At 65.6% G+C, this 25,702-nt stretch carries 22 protein-coding genes; 12 read left to right on the forward strand and 10 right to left on the reverse strand.

What is annotated here, in order from left to right:
* Both D6M19_RS19395 and D6M19_RS19400 read right to left on the reverse strand, forming a co-directional pair.
* The coding region (locus D6M19_RS19395) for an ABC transporter permease (protein WP_123026988.1) at positions 1 to 704 on the reverse strand (704 nt) is incomplete at its 3' end.
* A 54-nt stretch (positions 705 to 758) separates the two neighbouring features.
* On the reverse strand, positions 759 to 1,532 hold the full coding sequence (locus D6M19_RS19400) for an MlaE family ABC transporter permease (RefSeq protein WP_123026890.1): 774 nt from the start codon (positions 1,530 to 1,532) through the stop codon (positions 759 to 761).
* Between the two features lie 487 nt (positions 1,533 to 2,019).
* Here D6M19_RS19400 and D6M19_RS19405 point away from each other — a divergent pair, with 487 nt between their 5' ends.
* Positions 2,020 to 2,421, forward strand: coding sequence for a limonene-1,2-epoxide hydrolase family protein (locus D6M19_RS19405; RefSeq protein WP_123026891.1), 402 nt, complete (start codon positions 2,020 to 2,022; stop codon positions 2,419 to 2,421).
* A gap of 67 nt (positions 2,422 to 2,488) precedes the next feature.
* A complete protein-coding gene (locus D6M19_RS19410; RefSeq protein ID WP_123026892.1) occupies positions 2,489 to 3,745 on the forward strand; it encodes a TetR/AcrR family transcriptional regulator in 1,257 nt (418 codons plus the stop codon).
* Here D6M19_RS19410 and D6M19_RS19415 read toward each other — a convergent pair.
* From D6M19_RS19415 to D6M19_RS19440, 6 genes are read right to left on the reverse strand one after another with little or no spacing between them, the layout of a single operon-like run.
* Positions 3,674 to 4,444: an SDR family oxidoreductase gene (locus D6M19_RS19415; RefSeq protein ID WP_123026893.1), complete on the reverse strand. Its 771-nt coding sequence runs from the start codon at positions 4,442 to 4,444 to the stop codon at positions 3,674 to 3,676. The two genes, D6M19_RS19410 and D6M19_RS19415, sit on opposite strands and share 72 nt — an antisense overlap.
* 28 nt (positions 4,445 to 4,472) lie before the next feature.
* The gene (locus D6M19_RS19420) at positions 4,473 to 5,582 is read right to left on the reverse strand and encodes a 3,4-dihydroxy-2-butanone-4-phosphate synthase (protein ID WP_123026989.1); all 1,110 of its coding nucleotides are present in this window, start codon (positions 5,580 to 5,582) and stop codon (positions 4,473 to 4,475) included.
* The gene (locus D6M19_RS19425; protein ID WP_206428576.1) at positions 5,579 to 6,097 is read right to left on the reverse strand and encodes a flavin reductase family protein; all 519 of its coding nucleotides are present in this window, start codon (positions 6,095 to 6,097) and stop codon (positions 5,579 to 5,581) included. The genes D6M19_RS19420 and D6M19_RS19425 overlap by 4 nt, the downstream gene beginning before the upstream one ends.
* An 11-nt stretch (positions 6,098 to 6,108) precedes the next feature.
* Entirely contained in the window at positions 6,109 to 7,158 is a 1,050-nt protein-coding gene (locus D6M19_RS19430) for an alpha/beta fold hydrolase (RefSeq protein WP_123026894.1), read from the reverse strand.
* Between the two features lie 26 nt (positions 7,159 to 7,184).
* Positions 7,185 to 9,725, reverse strand: a complete 2,541-nt coding sequence (locus tag D6M19_RS19435; protein ID WP_123026895.1) for a 2Fe-2S iron-sulfur cluster-binding protein — start codon at positions 9,723 to 9,725, stop codon at positions 7,185 to 7,187.
* A 33-nt stretch (positions 9,726 to 9,758) separates the two neighbouring features.
* Positions 9,759 to 10,868 carry an LLM class flavin-dependent oxidoreductase gene (locus tag D6M19_RS19440; protein WP_123026896.1) on the reverse strand — a complete coding sequence of 370 codons (1,110 nt, stop codon included), beginning with the start codon at positions 10,866 to 10,868 and terminating at the stop codon, positions 9,759 to 9,761.
* Positions 10,869 to 11,067: 199 nt separating this feature from the next.
* Between D6M19_RS19440 and D6M19_RS19445 the strand changes: the two genes are divergently transcribed.
* The 8 genes from D6M19_RS19445 (at position 11,068) to mmsB (ending at position 22,273) form a co-directional block, all read left to right on the forward strand.
* Positions 11,068 to 12,039, forward strand: coding sequence for an enoyl-CoA hydratase (locus D6M19_RS19445; RefSeq protein ID WP_123026991.1), 972 nt, complete (start codon positions 11,068 to 11,070; stop codon positions 12,037 to 12,039).
* 19 nt (positions 12,040 to 12,058) lie between these two features.
* On the forward strand, positions 12,059 to 13,276 hold the full coding sequence (locus D6M19_RS19450; RefSeq protein ID WP_123026897.1) for an acyl-CoA dehydrogenase: 1,218 nt from the start codon (positions 12,059 to 12,061) through the stop codon (positions 13,274 to 13,276).
* Position 13,277: 1 nt separating this feature from the next.
* On the forward strand, positions 13,278 to 14,357 hold the full coding sequence (locus tag D6M19_RS19455) for an acyl-CoA dehydrogenase family protein (RefSeq protein ID WP_123026898.1): 1,080 nt from the start codon (positions 13,278 to 13,280) through the stop codon (positions 14,355 to 14,357).
* Between the two features lie 17 nt (positions 14,358 to 14,374).
* Positions 14,375 to 17,506 (forward strand): long-chain-fatty-acid--CoA ligase, encoded by a 3,132-nt coding sequence (locus D6M19_RS35290; protein ID WP_123026899.1) that lies wholly within the window; start codon positions 14,375 to 14,377, stop codon positions 17,504 to 17,506.
* A gap of 116 nt (positions 17,507 to 17,622) precedes the next feature.
* Positions 17,623 to 18,498, forward strand: coding sequence for an LLM class F420-dependent oxidoreductase (locus D6M19_RS19465; RefSeq protein ID WP_123026900.1), 876 nt, complete (start codon positions 17,623 to 17,625; stop codon positions 18,496 to 18,498).
* Positions 18,499 to 18,584: 86 nt separating this feature from the next.
* Complete coding sequence (locus D6M19_RS19470; protein ID WP_123026901.1) at positions 18,585 to 20,102, forward strand: CoA-acylating methylmalonate-semialdehyde dehydrogenase; 1,518 nt, start codon at positions 18,585 to 18,587, stop codon at positions 20,100 to 20,102.
* Between the two features lie 18 nt (positions 20,103 to 20,120).
* Entirely contained in the window at positions 20,121 to 21,287 is a 1,167-nt protein-coding gene (locus tag D6M19_RS19475) for an acyl-CoA dehydrogenase family protein (protein ID WP_123026902.1), read from the forward strand.
* Between the two features lie 8 nt (positions 21,288 to 21,295).
* The gene (gene mmsB / locus D6M19_RS19480; RefSeq protein WP_268812323.1) at positions 21,296 to 22,273 is read left to right on the forward strand and encodes a 3-hydroxyisobutyrate dehydrogenase; all 978 of its coding nucleotides are present in this window, start codon (positions 21,296 to 21,298) and stop codon (positions 22,271 to 22,273) included.
* A gap of 5 nt (positions 22,274 to 22,278) precedes the next feature.
* Here the strand turns inward: mmsB and D6M19_RS19485 are convergent, their stop codons facing one another.
* On the reverse strand, positions 22,279 to 23,082 hold the full coding sequence (locus D6M19_RS19485) for an HAD family hydrolase (RefSeq protein WP_407665376.1): 804 nt from the start codon (positions 23,080 to 23,082) through the stop codon (positions 22,279 to 22,281).
* 110 nt (positions 23,083 to 23,192) lie between these two features.
* Between D6M19_RS19485 and D6M19_RS19490 the strand changes: the two genes are divergently transcribed.
* Both D6M19_RS19490 and D6M19_RS19495 read left to right on the forward strand, forming a co-directional pair.
* Positions 23,193 to 23,870 carry a response regulator gene (locus D6M19_RS19490; RefSeq protein WP_123026905.1) on the forward strand — a complete coding sequence of 226 codons (678 nt, stop codon included), beginning with the start codon at positions 23,193 to 23,195 and terminating at the stop codon, positions 23,868 to 23,870.
* Entirely contained in the window at positions 23,867 to 25,114 is a 1,248-nt protein-coding gene (locus D6M19_RS19495; RefSeq protein WP_234834944.1) for a GAF domain-containing sensor histidine kinase, read from the forward strand. The genes D6M19_RS19490 and D6M19_RS19495 overlap by 4 nt, the downstream gene beginning before the upstream one ends.
* Positions 25,115 to 25,150: 36 nt before the next feature.
* On the opposite strand, the gene D6M19_RS19500 is transcribed toward D6M19_RS19495, so the two are convergent.
* A complete protein-coding gene (locus tag D6M19_RS19500) occupies positions 25,151 to 25,666 on the reverse strand; it encodes a MarR family winged helix-turn-helix transcriptional regulator (protein ID WP_123026906.1) in 516 nt (171 codons plus the stop codon).
* Positions 25,667 to 25,702: the final 36 nt, after the last annotated feature.

Genomic DNA, 25,702 nt, shown 5'->3' on the forward strand with positions numbered 1-25,702 from the left:
GCCTCGCCCACCCCCGCCGGCCCGCCACGCGCGGTGTAGCCGTAGTAGGTGCACAACAACATGATCATCAGTGCAACCGCGGCCACCTCGGCCAACGACCACAACACGTCGGTGGGACTCAGATACGTATAGAAGTAGTGGTCATAGACACCCGACCCCTGGCCATAAATGGCGGTGGTGCCGATACGAGCGGCCCCATATGCCGTCATCAGCCCGACGCAAAACAACGGAACCGCCACAATCACCCCGGCCAGCACCCTGGTGGACGCCAGGTAGCTCACAGTGCGGATACCGATGGCCTCGAGCGCATCGATCTCCTCATTGATCCGCATCGCCCCCAGCTGAGCGGTGCTACCGGCACCGACGGTTGCCGCCAGCGCCACCATCACCGTTCCCGGCTGGATTTCGCGGGTATTGAAAAACGCCGACGCGAACCCCGTTAAGGCCTCCACACCCACCGACGCCAGCTGGTTGTAGCCCTGCACCGCAACAATCGCGCCGGTGGTCATCGTCAAGAACGCCACGATCACCACCGTTCCGCCGATCACCGCAAGAGCCCCGCTGCCCAATCCCATCTGTGCGATCACCCGCAACAACTCGCTGCGGTAGTTGACGGCGGCATCGGGAATCCCAGCCAACGTGGTGGCATAAAACCGCGTCTGCGAACCAATCTGATTCCACCCGCCCACCAAGGCATTCCTCATCCGCTGCAGCCGCGGATGAAGTCGGCTCGGAACACTCAACGTCACAAGTTCACCTCAAGACACCATGAAGGGGACACCGACGGCGGTGACGATGATGTTGGTCAAAAACAACACGATGAAGGCGAACACGACGGTTTCGTTCACCGCCCTGCCGACACCGGCCGGACCGCCGCCCACCGAGATGCCCTGGTAGCAGGCGATCAATCCAGCAGTCAACCCGAACAGGGTCGCCTTGATCATCGAGATGATGACATCGGCGATGTGAGTCAGCGTGGTCAGACCCGCCACCCACGCACCCGCCGAAACGTCCATTAGAAACACCGAGCAAACAAACGCGCCGACAAGACCCGTCATGATCACCACCGAGCTCAGCGCCAGCGACACCGTGGTGGCCGCGAGCACTCGCGGAACCACCAGCGCTTGGATCGGGTTAATGCCCATCACCCGCAGCGCATCGAGTTCCTCGCGGATGGTTCGCGCACCTAGATCGGCACACATCGCCGTGGCACCCGCGCCCGCCACCACCAACACCGTCACGATCGGGCCGCTCTGAGACACCGTGAAGATCGCAGCACCAGTGCCGGAAAAATCCGCGGCGCCGATATCGGCCAGCAAGACATTGAAAAGGAACCCCGAAATCACAGCCCACGGAATCGTCATCAACACCGCGGGCAGCGTGGACACCCGCGCCACGAACCAGCACTGAGCTAAGTACTCCCGCCATGCGAACGGCGGCTTGAACATCAACACGAAGGTGTCCAGCGTGATGGCGAAGAAGCCACCGACCGCCCGAATGGGCTTGGTCGCCGTTTCCGCTGAGATCACCACGCTGCCGCCAACCCTTCCGTCAGTGTTTGCGGGACGTCCCTATCAAGCGAGGGCACGGGCGGACCGCTATCGACCTCTGCGGCTCGATTGCGGCTTTCAAAAAGAGGTATGAGTCTGTTCCGCACGAGGCATAAGCCGCTGTGGATGAGGGTTTCGGTGGTTTGCTGTGGCGCTCGCGAGGCCACTGCGGCGACGACTGGCAGCACCCGCGCGAACCGCACGGGTTCGACGCTGCGGCCACGAGTGGAGCTGCTCATGTCGGCCATCCGAATTGGTCGAAGTGGGGCGAGGACATTCGAGAGATTACGCGGTCGAGGTTACTTATGTCCATAGTCGATACGCTTCCAAAATGATCCATGGCGTGCAAAACACGATGAAAACTGGCTCTTGCGTTCGGTAATGTATCTTGATAGTACTGTTCTGTACGTCACAATGAAGGTGGTAGGCGCTGGGGCCGCCTTGCGCACTGATACCTGAGGAGGCACCCGTGACCGACACCAAGCAGGCCAGCGAGAGACTCGTCCGCGATTTTCTCGGCTCGTGGGAAGGCCGCGATCTCGAGACCATTTGCGGCGCCTTCGCCGACGACGCCGTCTACCACAACGTGCCGGTCAAGCCGATCGAGGGCATCGCCGGCATCCGCGCGATCTTTCAGGCGTTCCTTGACGCGTTCTCGGAAGCCAAGCTCGATATCGTCACGCTTGCGGCCGAGCCAGGTCTGGTACTCGCCGAGCGCATCGACTACTTCACCATGAACGACGGCCGGAGGGTCGTGCTGCCCGTGACCGGCGTGTTCGAGGTCAACAATGGCGAGATCACCCGCTTCACCGACTACTTCGATCTCGCCGACTTCGAGCAGCAGAGCGGGTTCAAGTTGTCAGCCTCGTAGTCGCCCCGGCGCCGGCGCGTCTGGCAGGATTTGGTGGTTCGAGTGATGCAGGAAGGGGCGTCGATTGATGGAGCCCGCCCCCGCGATCAAGCGCAGGCCCAAAGATCGCAAGAAGCAGATCCTCGAACAGGCCGTTGCCCTGTTCATCGAGCGCGGCTTTCATTCGGTCAAGTTGGAGGAGATCGCCGAGGCGGCCGGCGTCACGGCGCGCGCGTTGTACCGCCACTACGAGAGCAAGCAGGCTCTGCTCGCCGCAGCCATTCTCATCACGCAGGACGAATACCAAAACGCGCGCAGGCCAAAGGATCACGACGCTACGTCGGCGGTTCCGCCACTGCGCGCCGAGTTGCCGAACCTGATCGCCGCGGCCGTGGTGACCCGAGCGTTGACGGTGCTTTGGCAACGCGAAGCCCGCTACCTCAACGGTGCCGACCGTGAGCAGGTCCGGCGCAGGATCAACGCGATCGTCGCAGGCATGGACGAGGCCGTCCGGCTCGAGGTGCCCGGCCTCGACCCCCGCCATTCGGAGCTGCGGGCATGGGCGGTATCGAGCACGCTGACCAGCCTGGGTCGCCACAGCATGACGCTGCCGGGCGACGACCTGACCAAGCTGCTCTACCGGGCGTGCATGGCGGCCGCGCGAACACCGGCCGTTTCCTCGTTGGAGCCGCTCGACGCGACGCCGAATCGAGAAGGCGCGCTGTTCTCCCGACACGAGACCCTGCTCGGCACGGGGGCCCGGCTGTTCCGCGCTGCGGGTTATCCGGCCGTCAGCACAAGCGAAATCGGAAAGGGAGCGGGCATTGCAGGTCCAGGGCTGTACCGCTCGTTCTCGTCCAAACAGGCGATACTGGACGCGCTCGTGCGACGGCTCGACGAATGGCGCAGCCTCGAATGCATACGCGCGATGCGCGCTGATGTCACTGCCGAACAACGCCTGCGCATCCTCGTCGAGGGACACGTCCGCCTCAGCGTGGACGATCCCGATCTGCTCGCCGTCTCGATCACCGAGCTGCCGCACGCATCCGGCGAGGTTCGCGACGGCTTCGTCAGGAACCAGTCCGACCGTGAAGGCGAATGGATCGACCTCATTCGCAAACTCGTGCCCGCGACCACCGTCGCAGAAGCGCGGTTGCTCGTCGCCGCGGCGCTCAGCTTCATCGAAGACGTCGCGCGGACATGGCATCTCACCCGACATGTCGGGGTGACGGAGGAGATGACCGCTATTGCGTTGTCGATCATGATGAGTCGGTCACCACAGGGCACAAACGGTACCGCCGTCGGCGACCTGGGTGGTTCCGGTGACCATCGAGGCCTCGTCTGACAAGAGGAAGGCCGCGACCGCGGCCATCTCCTCCGGTGCCGCCATGCGGCCCTGAAGCCGTTCGATCATCGCGAGTCCACCCCCATCGCCCAACGCTTGATCGAACATCGTGATCGCCGTCTGTTGCATCGGCGTGTCGACGAAGGCAGGCAACAGCGCATTGGAACGTACATTGGCCGAACGGAATTCGGCCGCGGTGACGCGGCTGAGGTGGATGATGCCCGCCTTGGCCATCCCGTAGGCGACGGTGCCCGCCGCCGCGATGTGACCAGCAAGCGACGACATGTTGACAATGGCTCCACCGCCGCGCTCGACCATCCTCGGCACCGTGTGCTTGGTACACAGCCAAGCTCCGCGCAAATTGATTCCGATGACTCGGTCGAAGTCGTCGACGGTCGTCTCGACGAGGGGAGCGAAATGCACGACACCCGCATTCGCGACGAGTTTGTCGACCCCGCCGAACGCGTCGACGCAGGCCTCGACCATGCCGATCACCTGCACTTCGTCGCTGACGTCGACCGTGTGCCCGACGGCTCCGCCGCCGATCTTCGCCGCCGCGGCGTCCGCGGCACCACCGTCGATGTCGGCGCAGAGCACGCCGACTCCCTCGGCGGCGAGCCGCTGCGCGATCGCAAGCCCGATACCGGCTCCCGCCCCGGTCACGATGGCGGCCTTACCGGACAGGTCTTGATACGTCATATGCTCGCCCTCCGGATCATCTGCTGCCTCACACCGCGCTCGCGAACGATCCGATTGTCCGTCCGACGTCGCGACGCTGGACCGGTATCGCACCGAACATGACAAGGCCGACGTTCGGGGCGTCATCGGACAGCCGCAACGGAGACACTCCCAGGTCCCGCAGGATCCATGTGACCATGTCCGCCAACTGTTCCCGCGACGCTTCATGAGCGTCGTCGTACAGCCCGCAGGCCCGGGGACGCCCGGCCGGGCGGAGATAGACGATCAGGCCGCCCCCCGACGCCGCCGTCTGCGCCAGCGCGCCGTCGAGATCCCGCCCGCATCGGCAGGCGGATGCTCCGAACACATCACCGGTGATGCACTCGACGTGGACGTGCAGCGCCACCGGCACACCGGGACCTGCCGCGCCGACGATCACCGCCAGGTGCTCGGCGCCGTCGCGTACGCCGTGGAATCCGATCACCCGAGAGTTGACGCCCCTGATCGGCATGACCGTGTCGGCCACCCTAACGATCTGAGGTTCGGTGCGTCGCCGATACGCGGCAAGCTCGGCCACGGAAATGGCCTGCAGCCCGTATTCGTCGGCGAAATCGGACAATTCGGCGCCTCGCGCCATCGCAGAAGGTCGGCGGCGGGACACGATTTCACAGAGCACAGCCGCTTCACGCCGCCCCGCTAGGCGGGCAAGGTCGAACGCCGCCTCGGCTCCCGCGGACCGTCCGAGCACGCCCTGCGGGTCGGCCAGCACCGGGATGACGTGGCCGGGGCGCCGGAAGTCGTCGGCGCAGGAGGCAGCTGCGGCAAGCTCGGCGATGGTTCGGGCCCGGTCAGTCGCCGAGATTCCGGTGCCAACGCCTTTCCAGTCGACAGAGACCCGCTGGGCGCCGACGCCCGCCCGCTTTGCGGTTGAGCACATCGGCGGCAGGTCGAGCCGCTCACACTCTGACGGGGGCAGAGCCACCCGGACAAGCCCGCTGGTGTGTCGCACGGTGAACGCGAGCAGCTTCGGGGTTGCGGCGTCGGCGGCGAAGACGAGGTATCCGTCATCGTCTTGTGCGGGTTCGGCGGTGACGACGACGGGCCTGCCCGCCGCGACCGCCGCGATGGCGCGTCGCACCCGCACATCGGTCGTCTTCACCGGCACTCCTGTTGCACGCGAACCCCGGCAAGACGTCGGAACCGGCTGCCGTGGAACACCAGGGGCTGGGTCTCGGGATCGCCGTCCAGCCCGCAGATCTCCAGCAGGACGATGGTGTGGTCACCCGCGTCCACCTCGGCGTGGAGCCGGCAGTCCAACCACGCACTCGCCCCGTCGACCACCACCGCACCGCCGGACATCGCGGTCCATGGCACCCCGGCGAACCGGTCACAGTTCTTGCGCGACAGCTTTATACAAGCATCGTCGTGAGAGTCGGCAAGCACGCTCAAGCCCAGCCGAGGCATCGTCCTCAGTCGGGGCCATGTCGTCGACGTGTTCTGAACGCACAGACAGACCAGGGCCGGCGCCAGCGACACGGGGGTGAACGAGCTTGCCGCCATCCCCACGGGTTGGCCGTCGACGATGGCGCAGACGGCGACCACCCCGGACGGGAAGCAACCGAACACCCGTCGCAGCTGCGCCTCGTCGATAGCCGGTGCGACCGCAGGCATCATCGCTTCGCCCACTAACGCAACTCGCGCAGGAAGTCGAGAAGCAGCCGGTTGGTCTCCTCGGGTTCCTCCTGCTGAATCCAGTGTCCGACATCGGAGATCATGTGGGTGCCGTGGTAGTTCGGCATCACCTCGTGCGCGCGTTCGACGGCCTCTGCACCCCACGTGGTTCCGACGTCGTACTGGCCGCCGATGAACATCGCGGGTGGGGTCAGCGGCTTGCCCTCCATGTCGGCAAGGTCGTGCCAGTCGTTGTCGATGTTGTGGTAGAAGCTCAGCGGCCCGCCGAAGCCGGAACGCTCGAATTCACTTGCGTAGAAGTCGACGTCGGCATCGGTGAACCAGGCGGGCATCGTCTCGGGATAGATGAACGCATCCTTGAGCCGGGCACCCTCGACCATGCAGAGCGGGCCTGCGCGGATCACGTCGATGGGGTCCATCGCAGCCAGGTCCACGCCCGCGTCGACGGCTGCCTTGGTCGCCGCCATCATCCCATCACCGGAGACGGTGTAGGTCAGGCCGAGCAACCACGCCCGGACATCCTCTTCGATCTCTGCGATGATTCCGTCCTGCGCGGAGAAGTAGTCCTGGTACCAGACCCGCCCTTCGCCCGCGAGCTCCAGGTGGTAGTCGTTGGGCCTGCGCTCGCCGAAGGGACTGCCGGGAAGACCGATCACGCCGCGTCCGGCGAACGGGACGCTGATGCCCGCCACGCCAGCACACTTCTCCGGATGCAGCCAGGCGAATGTCCACGCGACCGGCGCACCCCAGTCGTGGCCGACGACGACGGCCCTTTCCTCCCCATAGGCCTCGATGACGCCGAGCACATCACCCACCAATTCCTTGATGCGGTAGGCCTTTTGCACCCGGTATTTCGACGAGCGGCCATAGCCACGCTGGTCGATGGCCACGGCGCGGTAGCCGGCCGCGGCGAGCACGGGAAGCTGATGGCGCCAGGAGTACCAGGACTCGGGAAACCCGTGGAGCAGAACGACCAGCGGTCCCTCGCCCTCCTCGACCGCGTGTATCCGGGTGCCCCGGCAGTTCAAGATCCGATGCGACATCTGGGTCCTTCCTTCTTTCGAAATCGCTAGGCTGTGCGGCTGGCAACGACCTGGCCGACGGCGATCCCCTCGGGGCTTTCCGGCACCTGCGGTGTCGGCACGGCTCGGTCCTGGTAATTGCGGGCGATGAGCGTCTTGCGCCCGGACAGCCTGGTGGCTGCCCACTTGCCGAGCACCCTGCCTGCGACACCCGGCTTCATCAGGGCAGAAGGCGGTTTGACGAGATGGACCACCGCAAGGAACTCGCGGTAGGTGTCCAGATCGTCGTGAACCAACTCGATGACGCGGTCCATGTACCAGGTGAGCGCGCGGAAGTAGAACGGCCGCTTCTTGTCCACATCCTTAATCCAGCCGAAGCGCAGGTTCTGTTCGCGGATCACAAACCACGCCGTGTCGGCCATCTTGCTGATCGACCGGAAGTAGCGGCGCGCCAGATCTGGATGTCCTGCACCGTATTTGGCCAGCGCCAGCTGCATCTCCCGAACTTCCTTGAGCGCCAGCGACATACCAAGACCGGAGACCGGGTCGGCGCTGGTGTACGCGTCGCCGACCACCAGCAATGCCTTTGGCAGATTCCGTTTGCGCTCGTAGCGCAGCCGAACCATGTTGGGGTAGCGGAAGTTGTAGATCGGGGATGCGAGCTCCAACCCGTCGATGTTCTCACCGATGACCGGTGACGGCATTCGGTCGGCGAAGGCACGGAACTCCCTTGCGGTGCGCGGCGGCGAGTAACAGTTGTAGGCGACCAGAGAGGTGGACAAGACGCTGCGCGAGCTGTCTGTGTAGTACTGCGCAGCGTAGGTGTCCTCGTAGGGCCGGTACGCGTAGCAGATCACCATCACCTTGTCCTGCCACTGCCGCTCCGGCGGAACATGGTGTTGCACTGTGGAGTAGAAGCAGTTGATGATGTCCTGCTCGACTTCGGGGGCGCCGACGCCGATGCGGTCAAGGATCTCGGGGACCGGGGTGTTCTTACCCGAGGCGTCGACCACGAACTCGGCGGGCACCACATCGATGCCGCCACCGTCACGCGCGACGGCGACGCCGATGACGGTCTGTCCGCCGCCCTCGAAGACGAGGTCGGCCACCTCGGATTCGTAGCGGAAGCTGATAGCAGACTCGCCGTCGAGTCGCCTGCGCACGCACCACTCGAGCAGCGGACGTCCCGCGCACACGATCTGGATGTCACTTGTACCCGGCTTCTTCCACTCACCCCCCAGCCGGATCCGGTACTGGGCGGCCATATCGACCTTGAAGGCGCCCTCACGCACCATGTCGTCGACGATGCCGGGAAAGATGCGCTCCAATTCGATCTGTCCCGCGGTGAGCAGATGGTGCAGGTGCCAGCCCTGCGCCGCACCTGGCCTGCCTTCGCGGCGGGGATGAGGGCCGTCCTTCTCCAGCACGATCACCCGGTCGAACGTGTCGCTGAGCACCTTCGCCGCAGCGATGCCCGCAATGCTGCCACCGATGACGACCGCGGTGCCCCGCCCCCGCCTGCGGATGTCGGCCAGGTCGAGCTCGGCGTAGTCCAACCGCTCGCGGGTGCTTCTGCCGGCGGCCCCACTCGGGACGAACTTCTCGTAGTAAAGCCCGACGCGGTGGAAGCCGTTGTCCGCCAACCAGGTTCGGCTGGCCTCAATCATTGCCGCCGGCCCGCACAGGTAGATGTCGGCGTCGCCGTCGGCGAGCATGTCACCGTCGATCAGGTCGGTGACCACCCCAACGGGGCCGTCCCAGGTCTCATCCGGTTGTGTCACGATCGTCTTCACGTCAAGACGGGGCACACGTTGCTTGAGCGCTTCCAGCTCGTCGAGTTTGCAGAGGTCCTCGGCGGCGCTCACCCCGTAGAGAAGATGCACGGGCTGCGGGTTGTCGGCAGCCAGGCTCTCTGCCATCGCCAGGATCGCCGACAGCCCGGTGCCGCCCGCAACCAGGATCACCGGACGTACGACGGGGCGTAGATAGAAGCCGCCCTTGCTGCACCGCAATGCGATCCGGTCGCCGGGCTTGGCACGGTCACGCAGGTACTCCGACATCACCCCGTCGGGGAGCAGCCTGATGATGAATTCCAGTTCGTTGCGCCCGTCGGCCGGATGGGAATAGGAGTAGTTGCGCCACGATTCGGTTCCCGGCACCTGCAATTGGGCGAACTGGCCGGCCCGGTAGGTGAGCGCGGGCAGTCCCGAGGCGTCGACGTTCAAAATGGCGGTGGTCGGCGACAACTGCGTGACCCCGGTGACCACCCCGTCCCCGGTGACGACAAGTGCGGCGTTGTCGTCGGCGGGGTACTGGACTTCGATAACACAGTCCGAGGTGGGAAAGGTTTGGCAGGTCAGGACTTTTCGCCCGTCTCGCTCCACGTCGGAAAGGCCCTCGGTGCGGCCCATCTCGTATTCGCCCGCCGCGCAGGTGGCCACGCACGTCCCGCAGATTCCGCTCTGACATTCGCTGACGATGGCGATGCCGTTTTCCTCTGCGGCCTCGAGGATCGACTGTTCCTGGCGTACGGACATCGTCCTCTGCGTCCCGTCCGAGTAACGGACGTCGACCTGACGGGTCTTCACGGCAGTGCCCCCTTTCAAGGACTTTCCGAACGACTAGACGATCGCGCTCTGATGTTTCTTCGCGATACGCGCGTTGAGCCGTGGCATGACCTCTTCGGCCAGCAGGCGCATCGACTCCTTCCACGGGCCGGGGTCCTCGCTGTAGTCGAATCCAAGGACCAGCAGGTGGCCGAAGCCACCGACCTGGTCGTAGGTGGCTTCCAACTTGTCCACCACGGTTTCGACCGACCCGACCACGAAGGTGTTCTCCGCCAGATATTCGGGCGTCACGTCGTCATCGGGGACGGATGGGTTGTGCTTGTAGAACTTGGTCATACCGAACATCCGGAAAGTCGGAAGCACATACTCCCGCATGTTTCGGCCCATCATCCCGTCGACGGCGTAGCGGAATGCCTGTTCGTCGGTCTCGGCGACGAGCACCTCGCGGACCAGTCGCCAGTCACGTCGATCGGGTGTGCGCCCGCTTCGCGCTGCGCCCTCCAACACCGCGTCCCAATGCGTGGCGACGTACTCGGCGTTGAGGTCGAGGCTCATGGGGAGGTAACCCCGCTCCCCTGCCATCTTGAGTGTTTCGGAGCCAGCGCTGAATCCGGTGACGCCGATCGGCGGATGGGGCTTTTGAAACGGCTTGATGTGGCGCGTCATCAGGCCTTCGAACATTGGCGCAATGCCGTTGGCGTTCCAGTACTTTCCGCGGTGCTCCCATGGTCCGTCGTCGGTCCAGACCCGCAGCATCACCTCGAGTGCCTCGCGGGTCATCTCGCGATGCTCACCGTTTTGTCCATCGACGTCGAACAACGCCCAGTCGCCTGGAATGCCGCTGGCGCCGACGCCAAGCATGAACCGTCCCTGCGCGAGATGGTCGAAGTAAGCCACTCGGTGGGCGAGCTCCACCGGATGGTGATAGGGCAGCAGATGTGCGCCGGGTGCGAGCTTGATCGACTTCGTCCGCATCAGCGCCTGCGCCAACAACAGGTCCGGTGCACAGATCGGCTCCCACGGCACGGTGAAGTGTTCACCGACCCACGCCTCCACGTAGCCCAGCCGATCGGCCAGCTCGATGATCTCGAGGTCCCACTGGGTCGCGTCGTACAAGCTCCGCTCCGGCGGATGCGCCGGCATCAAAAATATCCCGATCTCCATCGTCAACCCTCTCGGTCGGTAATGCCGGCTGCGACGTACAACACAGTACTAGCAAGATACATCACTGAGCGCAAGTGGCAGTCTTCTTGGTGATTTACCCAACGGAATATTTTTCTTGGGCGTATCGGCTATGGACATTTTGTATTTGCGCCGCGTAACCTCCTGAGGTCAGACGGCCCGCATGCAGGAAGGAGCGGCCATGACCGGCGATCTGTACGAGGACAACGGCCACCGACGATCCGCACCCCCGTCTCCATTCGTCGAAGGGAGCCGGGCGCGGGACTTCGAGTACGTCGACTACGAGGTCATCGACGAGGGCAGGATCGCGGTGATCACGCTTGACCGCCCGAAGCAGCGCAATGCGCAGAATCGGGGGATGCTCGTCGAATTGGGCTGGGCGTTCGAAGTCGCCGAAACCGACGACACGGTTCGGGTGGTGATCCTTCGCGGTGCGGGACCTTGCTTCTCCGCAGGCCACGATCTGGGCTCCGCCGACGACGTGCGCGAGCGCACCCCCGGCCCCGACCAGCACCCGACCTATCAATGCAACGGGGGGTCCTACGGCGGGGTGGAATCGCGCAACCGGCAGGAGTGGCACTACTTCTTCGAGAACACGAAGCGATGGCGCAACCTCCGCAAGGTCACCATTGCGCAGGTGCACGGGACGGTGCTCTCGGCAGGACTGATGCTGGCCTGGTGTTGCGACCTCATCGTCGCGGCCCGCAGCACGGTGTTCGCCGACGTCGTCGGCACCAGACTCGGGATGTGCGGCGTCGAGTATTTCGGCCATCCCTGGGAGTTCGGGCCACGCAAGGCCAAGGAGCTCTTGTTCACCGGCGATTCCCTTGACGCCGACGAAGCCCACTCGCTCGGGATGGTGAGCAAGGTGTTCGGCGATGACGAGCTGTCGGACCGCACTGTCGACTTCGCCCGCCGGATCGCCAAGCTGCCGACGGTCACCGCATTACTGATCAAGGAGTCGGTGAACCAGACCGTCGATGCGATGGGATTCGCGACCGCGCTCGACGCCTGCTTCAAGATCCATCAGCTCAACCATGCCCACTGGGCCGAGATCACCGGCGGCACGCTGTCCTACGGCACGGTCGAAAACGGTCTCGAGGACTGGCGGGTCTCCCCCGACATCCCGCCCGCGACCAAATCTCGGCCCTGACGCGAAGGCTGGCCCAGTAGTGGACGTCGACTACCCGCCGGAGGCCGAGGAGTTCCGGGTGCGGATTCGCGCATTCCTCGACGAGTCCCTGCCAGAAGAATGGTCGGGGGCCGGAGCACTCCCCGACGCCGAGCGGCACGAATTCACCCGGCGGTGGCGGCGAACTCTCGCCGCCCGCGGCCTGATCGCCGTGTCATGGCCGAAGGAGTACGGGGGCGCAGGCCTTTCGGAGATCGAACAGGTTGTGCTCGCCGAAGAATTCGCCCGCGCGGGCGCGCCCCACGGAACCGAGAACGACCAGTTCGGGATCGAGCTGCTGGGTAACACGCTGATCGCGGTGGGCTCCGAGGAGCAGAAGAAACATTTCCTTCCCCGCATCCTGAGCGGCGAAGACCGCTGGTGCCAAGGCTTTTCGGAACCCGAGGCCGGCTCGGACCTGGCGTCGGTTCGCACAAGGGCCGCACGTGACGGTGACGAATGGGTGATCAACGGCCAGAAGATCTGGACGTCGGCAGGACCCACCGCGAACTGGATCTTCGTTCTTGCTCGCACGGACCCCGGCGCGGCCAAGCACAAGGGGCTGTCGCTTCTGCTGGTGCCGATGGACCAGCCCGGCGTCGAAGTCCGGCCGATCGTCAACGCGGCAGGCCATGCCTCGTTCAGCGAAGTCTTCTTCACCGACGCCCGCAGCCGGATAGCCGACGTCGTCGGCGGGCTCGGCGAAGGGTGGTCGACGGCGATGACCCTGCTCGGCTTCGAACGCGCGTCGACGGCCACCACCGCGGCCATCGACTTCGGTAGGGACCTGGAGCGGCTGTGTCTGCTCGCGCGCGACCGCGGAATGCATACCGACCCGCGCATTCGTGACGCGCTGGCGTGGTGCTATTCGCGGGTTCAGATCATGCGCTTCCGCGGCTATCGCGCCCTGACGTCGATGCTGAACGGGTCGCGACCGGGCGCCGAGGCGGCGATCACCAAGGTCATCTGGAGCGAATACTTCCGGCGTTACACCGACCTAGCCGTCGAACTCCTTGGACTCGACGTGCTCGGCCCGCAGGGGCAGGGGAACGGCGCGGCGCTGATGGTGCCCGCGGTCGGCACCCCGAACTCGGCCGCATGCTGGATGGACGAACTGCTCTATGCGCGGGCCGCGACGATCTATGCGGGAAGTTCCCAGATCCAGCGCAACGTGATCGGTGAACGGTTGCTTGGGCTTCCCAAGGAACGGGCGATCTGACATGGATCTGCGATACAGCACCGAACACGACGACTTCCGGGATTCGTTGCGCCGCTTCCTGCGTGACCACTCGCGGCCGGGTGCGGACGGCTGCCGCGGTCACGATGCCCCACTTTGGCGACTGCTCTGCGGTGAACTGGAGCTACTGGGGCTGCACGTCGCGGCCCGGTACGGCGGGGCCGACGGCACCCTTGTCGACACCGCGATCGCCTTCGAGGAGGCCGGCCGCGCGCTGGCCGCCGTTCCGCTGCTCTCCACGACGCTTGCCGTCGAGGCTGTTCTGCGCATGGGCGACGACGCACAATGCGCTCAACACCTTCCCGGCCTGCTTTCCGGAGAGCGGATCGGGGCGTTGGCCGCCGCGCGTCCGGCCGATGTGTCCGCGCCGACCGTCCGCGCGGAGTACTGCGGGGGGCGGACGGTTCTGGTCGGTGAGTGCGCCCCCGTTCTGCACGGTCATGTCGCAGACCTGTTCGTGGTGCCCGCAAACACCGGCGCCGCAGTGGTTCCCCACATCGTGGCCGGCGACGCGCCGGGAGTCACCGTCGTGCCCCTGCCGTCGTTCGACGGCACAAGGCCCGTCGCCCGGCTGGAGTTGGCTCAGGCGCCCGCCGACGCACTGACTGGTGGAACACCCGACGACTTCGAGCGGGTACTGGACACGGCGCGAATCCTGCTTGCCGCTGAGATGCTCGGCGGCGCAGAGGCCTGTCTCGCGCTGGCCGTCGAGCACGCGCGCAGCCGACACCAATTCGGCCGGCCCATCGGGTCTTTCCAGGCCGTCAAGCATGCCTGCGCCGACATGATGATCGAGATCGATGCGACAAGAGCCCTTGTCATGTTCGCCGCAATGAGCGCCGACGTCGACGCCGAGCGCAGAATCAACGCTCCGCTGGCCAAGGCGCAGGCCGCGGACACCTACCTGCTGTGCGCGAATTCCGCCATCCAGGTGCACGGCGGAATCGGCTTCACCTGGGAGCACGATCTGCATCGGTATTTCCGCCGGGCCCACACGACAGCGGCGCTGTTCGGCGGAAGCGCACAACACAGGGCGCTGGTCGCCGACCGGGCCGCCATTTGAATCCGAAGGAGGCTTCTGTGATCACGGGTATCACGCTCAGCGACGTACTCGCGCGGCACGCCGAGGTGCGACCAGATGAAGTCGCCTTCTGCGACGCCATGCGTCGGTGCACATTCCGCGAACTCGACAACCGGGTCAATCGGCTGGCTAATGCCCTGTGCGAACGCGGGATCCGGCACGGCGACCGGGTCGCGGCGCTCGGCCTCAACAGCCTCGAACTGGTCGAGTCCTGGCTGGCGGTGTTGCGACTGGGCGCCATCGCGGTGCCCGTCAACTTCCGGCTGGTTGCCGATGAGGTCGCATACGTGCTCGCCGACAGCGGTTCGACGGCGGTGATAGCCGACGTCGCTCTGAAACCTGTTGTGGCGCAGGCACTGGCCGGGGCGCCTACGGTGCACACCGTGTTGACCATCGGCGGCGACCTCGACGCGATCATCGCCGAGGCGGACGATTCTGCGGTCCATGCGGTAGTCGCCGACGATGCGCCCGCGTTCATCATGTACACCTCCGGCACGACGGGATTCCCGAAGGGCGCAGTGATCACACACCGCAACCTGTACCTACACGCGTTCAGTTCGATCGCCACCCTCGGACACCACAGCGACGACGACTGCTGGATGGCGGTGGCACCCCTTTTCCACACCGCGGGCATCTCCGGAATGCTGCCGACGTTCCTCACCGGCGGCAGGGTCGTCATTCCGCCGTCGGGCGGGTTCGACCCGAACGCAACGCTCGCCACCATGGTCGACGAGCAGGTCACCTCGTGCTTCATGGTGCCGTCTGCATGGCAGATGATCTGTGCGACACCAGACCTCGGCTCACACGACCTGAGCCGGTTACGCCGCGTCTGGTGGGGTGCCGCACCGGCGTCGACGACGCTGCTGGCGACCATGATCGAATCGTTCCCCGGCGCGGAGATCATTGCCGCGTTCGGTCAGACCGAGTGCAGCCCCATCACCTGTCTGCTGCGCGGCGAGGACTCCATCCGCAAGATCGGCTCGGTGGGCACTCCGATGCTCAACGTCGAGGTGCGCGTCGTCGACGATGACATGAACGACGTGCCGCGTGGCGAGGTGGGCGAGATCGTCTACCTGGGCCCGCTGCTGATGAAGGAGTACTGGAACAAGCCGGTCGAGACCGCTGAGGCGTTCCGCGGCGGCTGGTTCCATTCCGGTGACATGGTCTCCCAGGACGCCGACGGCTATTTCTATGTGGTCGACCGCAAGAAGGACATGATCATCTCTGGCGGCGAGAACATCTACAGCGCCGAGGTGGAGAACGTGCTGGCCGCACATGCCAAGGTCGCCGAGGCGGCGGTCATCGGCGTGCCGGATCCCAAGTGGGGCGAGACGCCGATGGCGGTGATCGTGCCGCACCACCCGGCCGACCCGCCGACCGGCGAGGAGATCGATACGCACTGCCGTGGCCGACTGGCGCCCTACAAACGGCCGAGGCACGTTGTCGTCGTCGACGCGTTGCCCCGCAACGCAGGCGGAAAGGTGCTCAAGAACCGCCTTCGAAGCGAACACGGCACCGCGCGGTCCTATACAGCGGGCCCCGACGACACAACCCTGCTCGACGAGACCATCGGGGTGAACTTCGAGCGCACGGTGACCGCCCACCCCGAAGTCGAGGCGCTGGTGGATGTTCCCAGTGACCGGCGCTGGACCTACGCCGAACTCAACAGCGAAATCGACTTGGTTGCAAGGGCTTTGATCGCCAGCGGCGTCAAGAAGTCCGACCGCGTCGGGATCTGGTCGCCGAATTGCCCGGAGTGGACCATCCTGCAGTTCGCGACGGCGAAGATCGGCGCGATCCTTGTGACGGTCAATCCGGCCTACCGAAGCCACGAACTGGCCTACGTGCTGCGCCATTCCGGCGTCCGGATGCTGGTGTCGGCGACGCAATTCAAGACCTCCGATTACCGCAGCATCCTCGACGAGGTGCGCAGCCAGGTGCCCGACCTGACCGAGGTGGTGTTCCTGGACACCGACGACTGGGCGCGGCTGCGTCAGCGCTCCGAGCAGGTGTCAGCCGACGAGCTGCGTGCCCGGATGACAGAACTCGAGCCGTCGGATCCCATCAACATCCAGTACACCTCGGGCACAACGGGTTCCCCCAAGGGGGCCACCCTTTCGCATCGCAACATCTTGAACAACGGATTCTTCGTCACCGAGCTGATCAATCTGCGCCCCGGCGACCGGCTGTGCATTCCGGTGCCGTTCTACCACTGCTTCGGCATGGTGATGGGCAACCTTGGCTGCACCACCCACGGTGCCACCATGGTCATTCCGGCGGCGGGCTTCGATCCCGGCGCGACACTGGCGGCAATCGAAAAGGAGCACTGCACGGCCGTTTACGGCGTCCCGACGATGTTCATCGCAATGCTGGGCCAGCCCGACCTCGCCGAGCGCGATCTGTCGTCGCTGCGCACCGGGATAATGGCGGGTGCGACGTGCCCGACGGAGGTCATGAAGCGGTGCATGAACGAGATGAACATGTCAGAGGTGGCCATCGCCTATGGCATGACGGAGACGTCACCGGTGTCCTGCCAGACACTCATCGACGACGACATCGAATACCGGACCGCGACGGTCGGACGCGCCCACCCGCACGTCGAAATCAAGATCATAGATCCCGATACCGGTGAGATCACCAAACGTGGCCAGGCGGGCGAGTTCTGCACGCGCGGCTATTCGGTGATGCTGGGCTACTGGTGCGACGACGAAAAGACCCGCGAGGCAATCGACGAAGACGGCTGGATGCACACAGGGGACCTGGCCGTGATGCGCGACGACGGGTACTGCGTGATCGTCGGGCGCATCAAAGACATGGTGATCCGGGGCGGCGAGAACATCTACCCGCGGGAGATCGAGGAGTTCCTGTACACCCACCCCGACGTCGACGACGTACAGGTGATCGGCGTTCCCGACACCGTGTACGGCGAGGAGATCTGCGCGTGGATCAAGATGCGGCCGGGCACCCGTGCACTTGATGTCGACGCCGTGCGCGCGTTCTCGTCGGGCAAGCTCGCCCATTACAAGATTCCCCGCTACGTGCGCATCGTCGACGAGTTCCCGATGACCGTCACCGGGAAGGTTCGCAAGGTCGACATGAGGGCCGAGACGGTGCGCCTGCTGGAGCTTTGACGGGTTGGCAGTCACGGCGGGAATGTGTCGCGCGACCCCCAACTTGTTAGGGAGTGCCGGGCCGGTCACGACATCGGCGGCTCGACGGTCGCAATCAATTCTCGAGGGAGACCTTCATGGACGTCGGCATTCATGTGCCCGTATTCGATATCGACGGCGGAACCACCGCCATCGCCGATGAGCTCGCCCGAGTCGGTGCCGCAGTGGAGGCGTCTGGAGCGAACTGGCTGTCCTTCATGGACCACTTCTTCCAGATCGAGCCCACCGGCCTGCCCGCCGAGTCGAACATGCTGGAGGGCTACACGACGCTGGGCTACCTCGCCGCCCACACCTCGACAGTCAGCCTCGGCCTGCTGGTCACCGGCGTGACCTACCGCCATCCCGGCATCCTCGCCAAGACCATCACCACTCTGGACGTGCTGTCGGGCGGCCGCGCGGTGCTCGGCCTCGGCGCCGCGTGGTTCGAGCGCGAGCACCGCGGGCTCGGCGTGCCGTACCCGCCGCTGGCCGAACGGTTCGAACGGCTCGAAGAGGCACTGCAGATCTGCAACCAGATGTGGGACCCGGGCAACAACGGCCCGTATGCGGGCAAGCACTACCAGCTCGACGAGACGTTGTGTTCACCGCAGCCCATCAACCGTCCCAAGGTGATGATCGGCGGTAGCGGGGAGCGCAAGACGCTGCGGCTGGTCGCGCAGTACGGCGACGCGTGCAATCTCTTCGCCAGCTCGCCTGAGGAGGTCGCACACAAGCTCGAAGTCTTGCGCAGACACTGCGACGACGTCGGCCGCGACTTCGACGACATCCGCACGACGGTGTCGGCGAACAATCCTCGGCACAGCCCGGAGACTCGCGACGCGTTCGTCGCCCAGATGGCCGGCTACGCCGAACTCGGTGTGCAGACCGCGATCACCATGCCCACCACCGGCTCGCCCGCTGCCTGGATCGATGGCATGGCGCCTGCGTTTCGGCAGCTCGCCGAGCTCGGATAGGCGGTGCTCGCAGGGTGCTTGCGCGGCGTCCCGCGCCGTTACTAGGATGTCCTAGTATTCGGAATTTTCGGTCAAGGGGCCTGCTCATGAGCACACAGATCCAACACTTCATCGACGGTCGCCGTAGCAACCTGGCGTCGACGCGAACCGCCGACGTGATGAACCCAAGCACCGGCGAAGTACAGGCCCAGGTCTTGATGGCCTCCACCGCCGACGTCGACACCGCGGTGGCCTCGGCCGTCGAGGCGCAAAAGGTGTGGGCCGCCTTCAACCCGCAGCGCCGGGCCCGCGTGATGATGAAGTTCATCGACCTGGTCAACGCCAACGTCGAGGAACTGGCCGAACTGCTGTCGCTGGAACACGGCAAGACCGTTGCGGATTCCAAGGGCGACATCCAGCGCGGCATCGAAGTGATCGAGTTCGCCATCGGCATCCCGCACCTGATCAAGGGTGAGTACACCGAGGGCGCAGGCACGGGCATCGACGTGTACTCACTGCGGCAGCCGCTCGGCGTGGTCGCGGGTATCACCCCGTTCAACTTCCCGGCGATGATCCCGCTGTGGAAGGCGGGTCCCGCGCTGGCGTGCGGCAACGCGTTCATCCTCAAGCCGTCCGAGCGCGACCCGTCGGTGCCGGTACGCCTGGCCGAGCTATTCATCGAAGCCGGCCTGCCCCCTGGCGTCTTCCAGGTCGTCCATGGCGACAAGGAGGCCGTCGACGCAATTCTCGAGCATCCGGAGATCCAAGCCGTCGGTTTCGTCGGCAGCTCCGACATCGCGCAGTACATCTATTCGACCGCCGCGGCGCACGGCAAGCGCGCACAGTGTTTCGGCGGCGCCAAGAACCACATGATCGTGATGCCCGATGCGGACCTCGACAACGCCGTCGATGCGCTGATCGGCGCGGGCTACGGCAGCGCGGGCGAGCGCTGCATGGCCATCAGCGTCGCGGTGCCGGTCGGCGAGGAAACCGCAAACCGGTTGCGCGCCAGGCTCGTCGAGCGCATCAATCAGTTGCGCGTCGGCCACAGCCTTGACCCAAAGGCCGATTACGGCCCGCTGGTCACCGAGGCGGCTCTGAAGCGGGTCCGCGACTACATCGCCGCGGGCATCGAAGCAGGCGCGGAAGCTGTCGTCGACGGACGCGAACGCGCCACTGACGAACTGACTTTCGATGAGGCCGACCTGTCGAAGGGCTACTTCATCGGCCCGACCCTGTTCGACCACGTCACCAGTGATATGTCGATCTACACCGACGAGATCTTCGGCCCGGTGCTGTGCATCGTGCGCGCTAACGATTACGAAGAAGCATTGCGGCTGCCCACCGAACATGAGTACGGCAACGGCGTCGCCATTTTCACTCGCGATGGTGACACCGCACGCGACTTCGTGTCCCGGGTTCAGGTCGGCATGGTCGGCGTGAACGTGCCAATTCCGGTGCCGGTGGCATACCACACCTTCGGCGGCTGGAAGCGGTCCGGGTTCGGCGATCTCAACCAACATGGGCCGTCGTCGATCATCTTCTACACGAAGGTCAAGACCGTGACTCAACGGTGGCCCGCGGGCAGCCACGGCGCCGAGTTCGTCATCCCCACAATGAAGTAACCCCGAAAGCAGAGCCACGTGCAGTTCTTCGGTCTTGACGACGACGAACGCGTGATCGCCGAGACGGCGGCAGCGTTCGCCGAAAAGCGTCTTGCCCCAAATGCGTTGGAGTGGGACAAGTCGCATCACTTTCCGATCGACGAGCTGCGCGAGGCCGCCGAGTTGGGCATGGCGGCGATCTACTGCGGTGAAGACGCCGGCGGCAGCGGCCTCCGTCGCATCGACGCCGTCCGCATCTTCGAACAGCTGGCCACCGCCGATCCGACGGTCGCTGCGTTTTTGTCCATCCACAACATGTGCTCGTGGATGGTCGACACCTATGGCACGCACGAACAACGCAAGTCATGGGTGCCGAAGCTCGCCTCGATGGAGGCCATCGCCAGCTACTGCCTGACCGAGCCGGGCGCGGGATCGGACGCCGGCGCACTGCGCACCAAGGCCGTCCCCGACGGCGACCACTACGTGCTCGACGGCGTCAAGCAGTTCATCTCCGGCGCAGGCGAGTCCGACGTCTACATCGTGATGGCCAGAACCGGCGGCGACGGACCCCGTGGTATTTCGGCGTTCATCGTCGAAAAGGACACCCCCGGACTGAGTTTCGGCGCGAACGAGGAGAAGATGGGCTGGCATGCCCAGCCCACCGCACAGGTCATCTTCGAGGGCGTCCGGGTTCCCGTCGATGCGATGCTCGGCGGCGCCGATGGCGAGGGCACCGGCTTCTCCATCGCGATGAACGGCCTCAACGGCGGCCGGATCAACATCGCGGCGTGCTCACTGGGCGGCGCGCAGGCCGCCTACGACAAGGCGGCGGGCTATCTGGCCGACCGGCAGGCGTTCGGCGGCGCGCTTCTCGACGAGCCGACGATCCGGTTCTCTCTCGCCGACATGGCCACGGCGTTGGAGGCATCGCGAACGCTGTTGTGGAGAGCGGCAGCTGCGCTGGACGACAACCACCCCGACAAGGTCGAGCTGTGCGCGATGGCGAAGCGGTACGTCACAGACGCCTGCTTCGACGTCGCCGATCAGGCGCTACAACTGCACGGCGGTTACGGCTATCTCACCGAGTACGGGCTGGAGAAGATCGTCCGCGACCTGCGGGTGCATCGAATCCTCGAGGGCACCAACGAAATCATGCGCGTGGTCATCGGTCGGGCCGAAGCAGCCCGCGCCCGCGCCTCTGCATAGAAAGGTCCGTGCATGAGCACCCGAAGGCGACCACGAGTGAGGATCGCAGCGAGGAACGAGCGAGGACCGGTGGGCCCACGCCCGCAGGGCAGGGGACGAGTGGGAGACGAGGCATGAACATCGCGTTCTTGGGGCTGGGCAACATGGGCGGACCGATGGCGGCGAACCTCGTCGCCGCCGGGCACACCGTGCACGGCTTCGACCCGGTGCCCGCCCTCAAGGAAGCGGCGCAGGCCAACGGCGTCACCGTCTTCGACTCCGGCGCCGCGGCGGTGGCCGAAGCCGACGTCGTGATCAGCTCGCTGCCCAACGGCGCGGTCGTCAAGGCGTGTTACGACGAGGTATTACCCGCGGCGAAGGCCGGTGCGCTGTTCATCGACACGTCGACCATCTCGGTCGCCGATGCCCGCGACATCCACAAGCAGGCCGTCGAGCAGGGCTTCGCGCAACTCGACGCCCCGGTGTCGGGCGGCGTCAAGGGCGCAACGGCCGGGACGCTGGCGTTCATGGTCGGCGGCGAGGACGAAGCCGTCGAACGCGCGCGTCCGGTGTTGGAGCCGTTGGCGGGCAAGATCATTCACTGCGGCGGCTCCGGCAATGGCCAGAGCGCCAAGCTGTGCAACAACATGGTGCTGGCGGTGCAGCAGATCGCCGTCGGGGAGGCCTTCGTGCTGGCCGAGAAGCTCGGCCTTTCGGCGCAGTCGCTGTTCGACGTGATCACCGGAGCCACCGGCAACTGCTGGTCGGTACACACCAACTGTCCGGTGCCCGGCCCGGTCCCGACATCGCCTGCCAACAACGACTTCAAGCCCGGCTTCGCGACCGCGCTGATGAACAAGGACCTCGGCCTGGCGATGGATGCGGTGAACTCGACCGGCTCGACCGCGCCGCTGGGAACCCACGCCGCCGAGATCTATGCGAAGTACGCGGCCGACCACGCCAACAAGGACTTCAGCGCGGTGATCGAACTGCTGCGTGGCAGCTGAGGTCTCTAGGCTGCGTCGGCAGGCTTGCGCGCCGCATACCACCGGCCGTGAAGCCGCCGACAGTCCGCGATTCGCATCCGCTCGCCGCCTGCGTAGTCGGGCCGGACCGCCACCGCAGCGGGGATATCGGGGGCACCGTCACCGGTGATGACCGCGGTGGCCAGACCCGTGGAGGTCGCCGCGCGCAGCCCCGAAGCGGAACCCGTGACTGCGAGGGCGTTCTCCGCGGGTATCCCGAGCTCCCACAGTGCGGTTCGGAAAGCCTCGGGATCCGGCATGGGCTTCTTGACATCGTCGGCGGTCACCACTGTTTCGACGACACCGTCGCCGACCAGTTGTCGCACCAACGGCTCCACCCAGCTTCGCTGGCCACCTGCAACGACGCTCACCACCACCCCGGCGGTGAAAGCTTCCATGACGAGATCGACCAGGCCCGGTCGCGGCGTCAGGTCGGCGTCGAGGATCATCTCGTCGAGCATCATGGTCTTGGTCGTGTAGATGTCGTCGGCGAGCAGCTTGGTCAGCACGTCCGACTCGGTTGAAACGCCGCGCTTGCGAAGCTCGGCCGTGATCCGCTGGCGTTCATCGGTCAGCGCCAGCAGCTTGCGGTACCGCGTCACCGACCACTCGAAGTTCAGACCGTGCGCGGCGAACGCCGCGTTGTAGGCCACGCGATGCCCCTCGCATTCGACGTCGGCGAGGGCATCGAGATCGAAGACCAGTGCACGGAGCGGGTTCACGTCGGCGCCGACCGGTGAATTGCAATCCCACCAGAACCGACCGGCGCGCCAGGTCTTGGGCTGTGTCATGGGCACCCGTCAAGGGTGACCCAGAGCACAGGGTGCCGACCTCCCCCATTCGGGGGATTGGCCAGGCCAAGTTGCGTAACCCCGATGAACCCCGGCTCTAAGGTGTTGCCATGGCGTCCGACAGCCCGCTCGCCTCCCGACCAGTGCGAATCGTCCTTGTGGACGATCACGAGATGGTCATCGAGGGTCTCAAGGCGATGATCGCTGCCTTCTCCGACCGGGTGACCGTGGTCGGCCAGGCCGTGGGTGCTGAGCGGGCGCTCAGCGTGGTCGACGACCTCGATCCCGACGTCGTGCTCACCGATGTGCGCATGCAGGGTTCCAGCGGCCTCGACCTGTGCCAGTCGCTTCGCCAGCGGCGACCGGACCGCAAGGTCGTCATGCTGTCGGTCTACGACGATGAGCAGTACCTCTTTCAGGCCCTGCGTGTCGGAGCGTCCGGCTATCTGTTGAAGAGCATCAGCAGCGATGAGCTGGTGCGCCAGCTGGAGTTCGTGCACGGCGGCGCCACGGCGATCGATCCGAGCATGGCGGCCAGGGCGGCCGATACCGCGGCAAGGATGCAGCGCGACGAGTTCTGGCCGGGCGCCCGTCAGGGCCTCACCCAGCGAGAGAGCGAAATCCTGTCCTACGTCGTCAACGGCCTGTCCAACCGCGGCATCGCCAGCAAGCTGGTGATCGGCGACGAGACGGTCAAGACACACCTGCGGTCGATCTACCGCAAGCTCGGCGTCAGCGACCGGACCGGTGCGGTCGCGACCGCGTTGCGGGAAGGCATCTACCAGTGAGTCCAGTCGGAGGAGGCCCCCTGCGCCCCAACGCCGTTCGCGACCTCGTCGACGCCGATCGCGAGCTCGCGCTGCTGCGCGAGTTGATCCAGGCCGCGTCCAGCGGCCCCGGCGTCGAACCGCTCGCCGCCGCGGCCGCCAGGATGATCACCGCGGCCACCGCCACCGACGTCTGTTTCGTGCACGTCCTCGACGACAGCGACCGCTCGCTGACGCTGGCGGGCGCGACACCGCCGTTCGATTCCGAGGTCGGCAAGATCCGGCTGCCGCTTGGTTCCGGCGTCTCGGGTTGGGTGGCCAGTCACCGCGAGCCCGTCGTCATCACCCACGACAAGGAGTCCGACCCTCGATACCTGCCGTTCGAGTCCCTCCGCGGATCCGACTTCACGTCGATGGTGTCGGTGCCGATGGAGACCGACCCCGGCGGTCTCGTCGGGGTGCTCAACGTGCACACCGTCGCGCGGCGCGAGTTCACGCCGGGCGACGTGGAGCTGCTCCTGGTGATCGGTCAGCTCATCGCGGGCGCCCTGCACCAGGCGCGGCTGCACCGCCAGTTGGTGGTGCGCGAACGCGCACACGAGAACTTCGTCGAGCAGGTCATCGAGGCCCAGGAACTCGAGCGCCGCCGGCTGGCTGGCGACATCCACGACGGCATCTCCCAGCGGTTGATCACGTTGTCCTATCGGCTCGACGCGGCGACCCGCGCCGCCGAAACCGATCCGGCCACCATGGCCGAACAGCTGGCCATGGCAAGGGAACTGGTCGACCTGACGCTTCAGGAGGCACGCGCGGCGATCGGTGGGCTTCGGCCTCCGGTGCTCGACGACCTCGGGCTGGCCGGTGGGCTGGCCAGCCTGGCGCGCTCGATCCCGCAAATCGACGTTCAGGTCGAAGTCACCGAAACGCGGCTGCCGGACCATATCGAAATCGCGTTGTACCGCATCGCGCAGGAGTGCCTGCAGAACGTCGTCAAGCATGCGGGCGCGTCGCAGGCGCGGCTGACGTTCGCGGTCGACCAGGAAACGGCACGCCTCGAAATCGTCGACGACGGGGTGGGTTTCGACACGTTCGAGCATCCGTTGGGCAGCGACGAGATGGGTGGCTACGGCCTGCTTTCGATGGCCGAGCGGGCCGAGATCGTCGGCGGCCGACTGAACATCCGCTCGCGACCTGGCGCGGGCACCGCGGTCACGGCGACCATCCCGCTGCCCTCTCCCCCGCGAGCAGACGCAAAAGTCCCCTAATTCGCGGAATTTCGGGGACTTTTGCGTCTGCTCGCGCTAGAAGTCGCCCGCGTTGCGCCGCAACGTCTCGATTGCGGCGGCCAACGCGCGCGATTCCTCGTCGGAGACACCGACGTCGGCGAAGACATCCTCGTTGAGCGTCACGGTGGCGTCCTCGACCGTCGAGCGGCCGAGGTCGGTGATCTGCACCAGCGTGGTGCGGCCGTCGGTCGGATGGGGCAGCCGGGTCACCAGACCGTGCGCCTCCAGCCGGCGGATCGCGTGGGTCACGCTTGTGACGTGCACCTGCAACCGGTCGGACGCCTTGGTGATCGGCAGCGCGCCGTTTCGACTGAACGCCAGCAACCGCAGCAGTTCGTAGCGCGCGAAGCTCAGGTCGTAGGGACGTAGCGCGTTTTCGACGCGGGCAAGCAGAATCTGGTGCGCCCGCATCACCGACGTGACCGCAACCATCCCATTCGAGACGTCACCCCACCCCGCGCGCACCCAGTTGGCGCGCGCGAGCTCGATGGGATCTCGCTTATGCGGGTTCGCGGGCGGTTGGGAGGCCACGCCTCTTCATACCGCAGCCCGCACGCGCAACGACGG

This window comes from Mycolicibacterium stellerae, assembly GCF_003719305.1.
GTDB classification, from domain to species: Bacteria; Actinomycetota; Actinomycetes; order Mycobacteriales; family Mycobacteriaceae; genus Mycobacterium; species Mycobacterium stellerae.

What these genes read in the sequence shown, in the direction of transcription:
- D6M19_RS19490 (WP_123026905.1), top strand. Translation starts at nt 23,193, where the DNA reads ATGGCGTCCGACAGCCCGCTCGCCTCCCGACCAGTGCGAATCGTCCTT.
- D6M19_RS19415 (WP_123026893.1), bottom strand. Translation starts at nt 4,444, where the DNA reads ATGACGTATCAAGACCTGTCCGGTAAGGCCGCCATCGTGACCGGGGCG.
- D6M19_RS19440 (WP_123026896.1), bottom strand. Translation starts at nt 10,868, where the DNA reads ATGGAGATCGGGATATTTTTGATGCCGGCGCATCCGCCGGAGCGGAGC.
- D6M19_RS19425 (WP_206428576.1), bottom strand. Translation starts at nt 6,097, where the DNA reads ATGATGCCTGCGGTCGCACCGGCTATCGACGAGGCGCAGCTGCGACGG.
- D6M19_RS19410 (WP_123026892.1), top strand. Translation starts at nt 2,489, where the DNA reads ATGGAGCCCGCCCCCGCGATCAAGCGCAGGCCCAAAGATCGCAAGAAG.
- D6M19_RS19465 (WP_123026900.1), top strand. Translation starts at nt 17,623, where the DNA reads ATGGACGTCGGCATTCATGTGCCCGTATTCGATATCGACGGCGGAACC.
- D6M19_RS19470 (WP_123026901.1), top strand. Translation starts at nt 18,585, where the DNA reads ATGAGCACACAGATCCAACACTTCATCGACGGTCGCCGTAGCAACCTG.
- D6M19_RS19455 (WP_123026898.1), top strand. Translation starts at nt 13,278, where the DNA reads ATGGATCTGCGATACAGCACCGAACACGACGACTTCCGGGATTCGTTG.
- D6M19_RS19445 (WP_123026991.1), top strand. Translation starts at nt 11,068, where the DNA reads ATGACCGGCGATCTGTACGAGGACAACGGCCACCGACGATCCGCACCC.
- D6M19_RS19430 (WP_123026894.1), bottom strand. Translation starts at nt 7,158, where the DNA reads ATGTCGCATCGGATCTTGAACTGCCGGGGCACCCGGATACACGCGGTC.
- D6M19_RS19485 (WP_407665376.1), bottom strand. Translation starts at nt 23,082, where the DNA reads ATGACACAGCCCAAGACCTGGCGCGCCGGTCGGTTCTGGTGGGATTGC.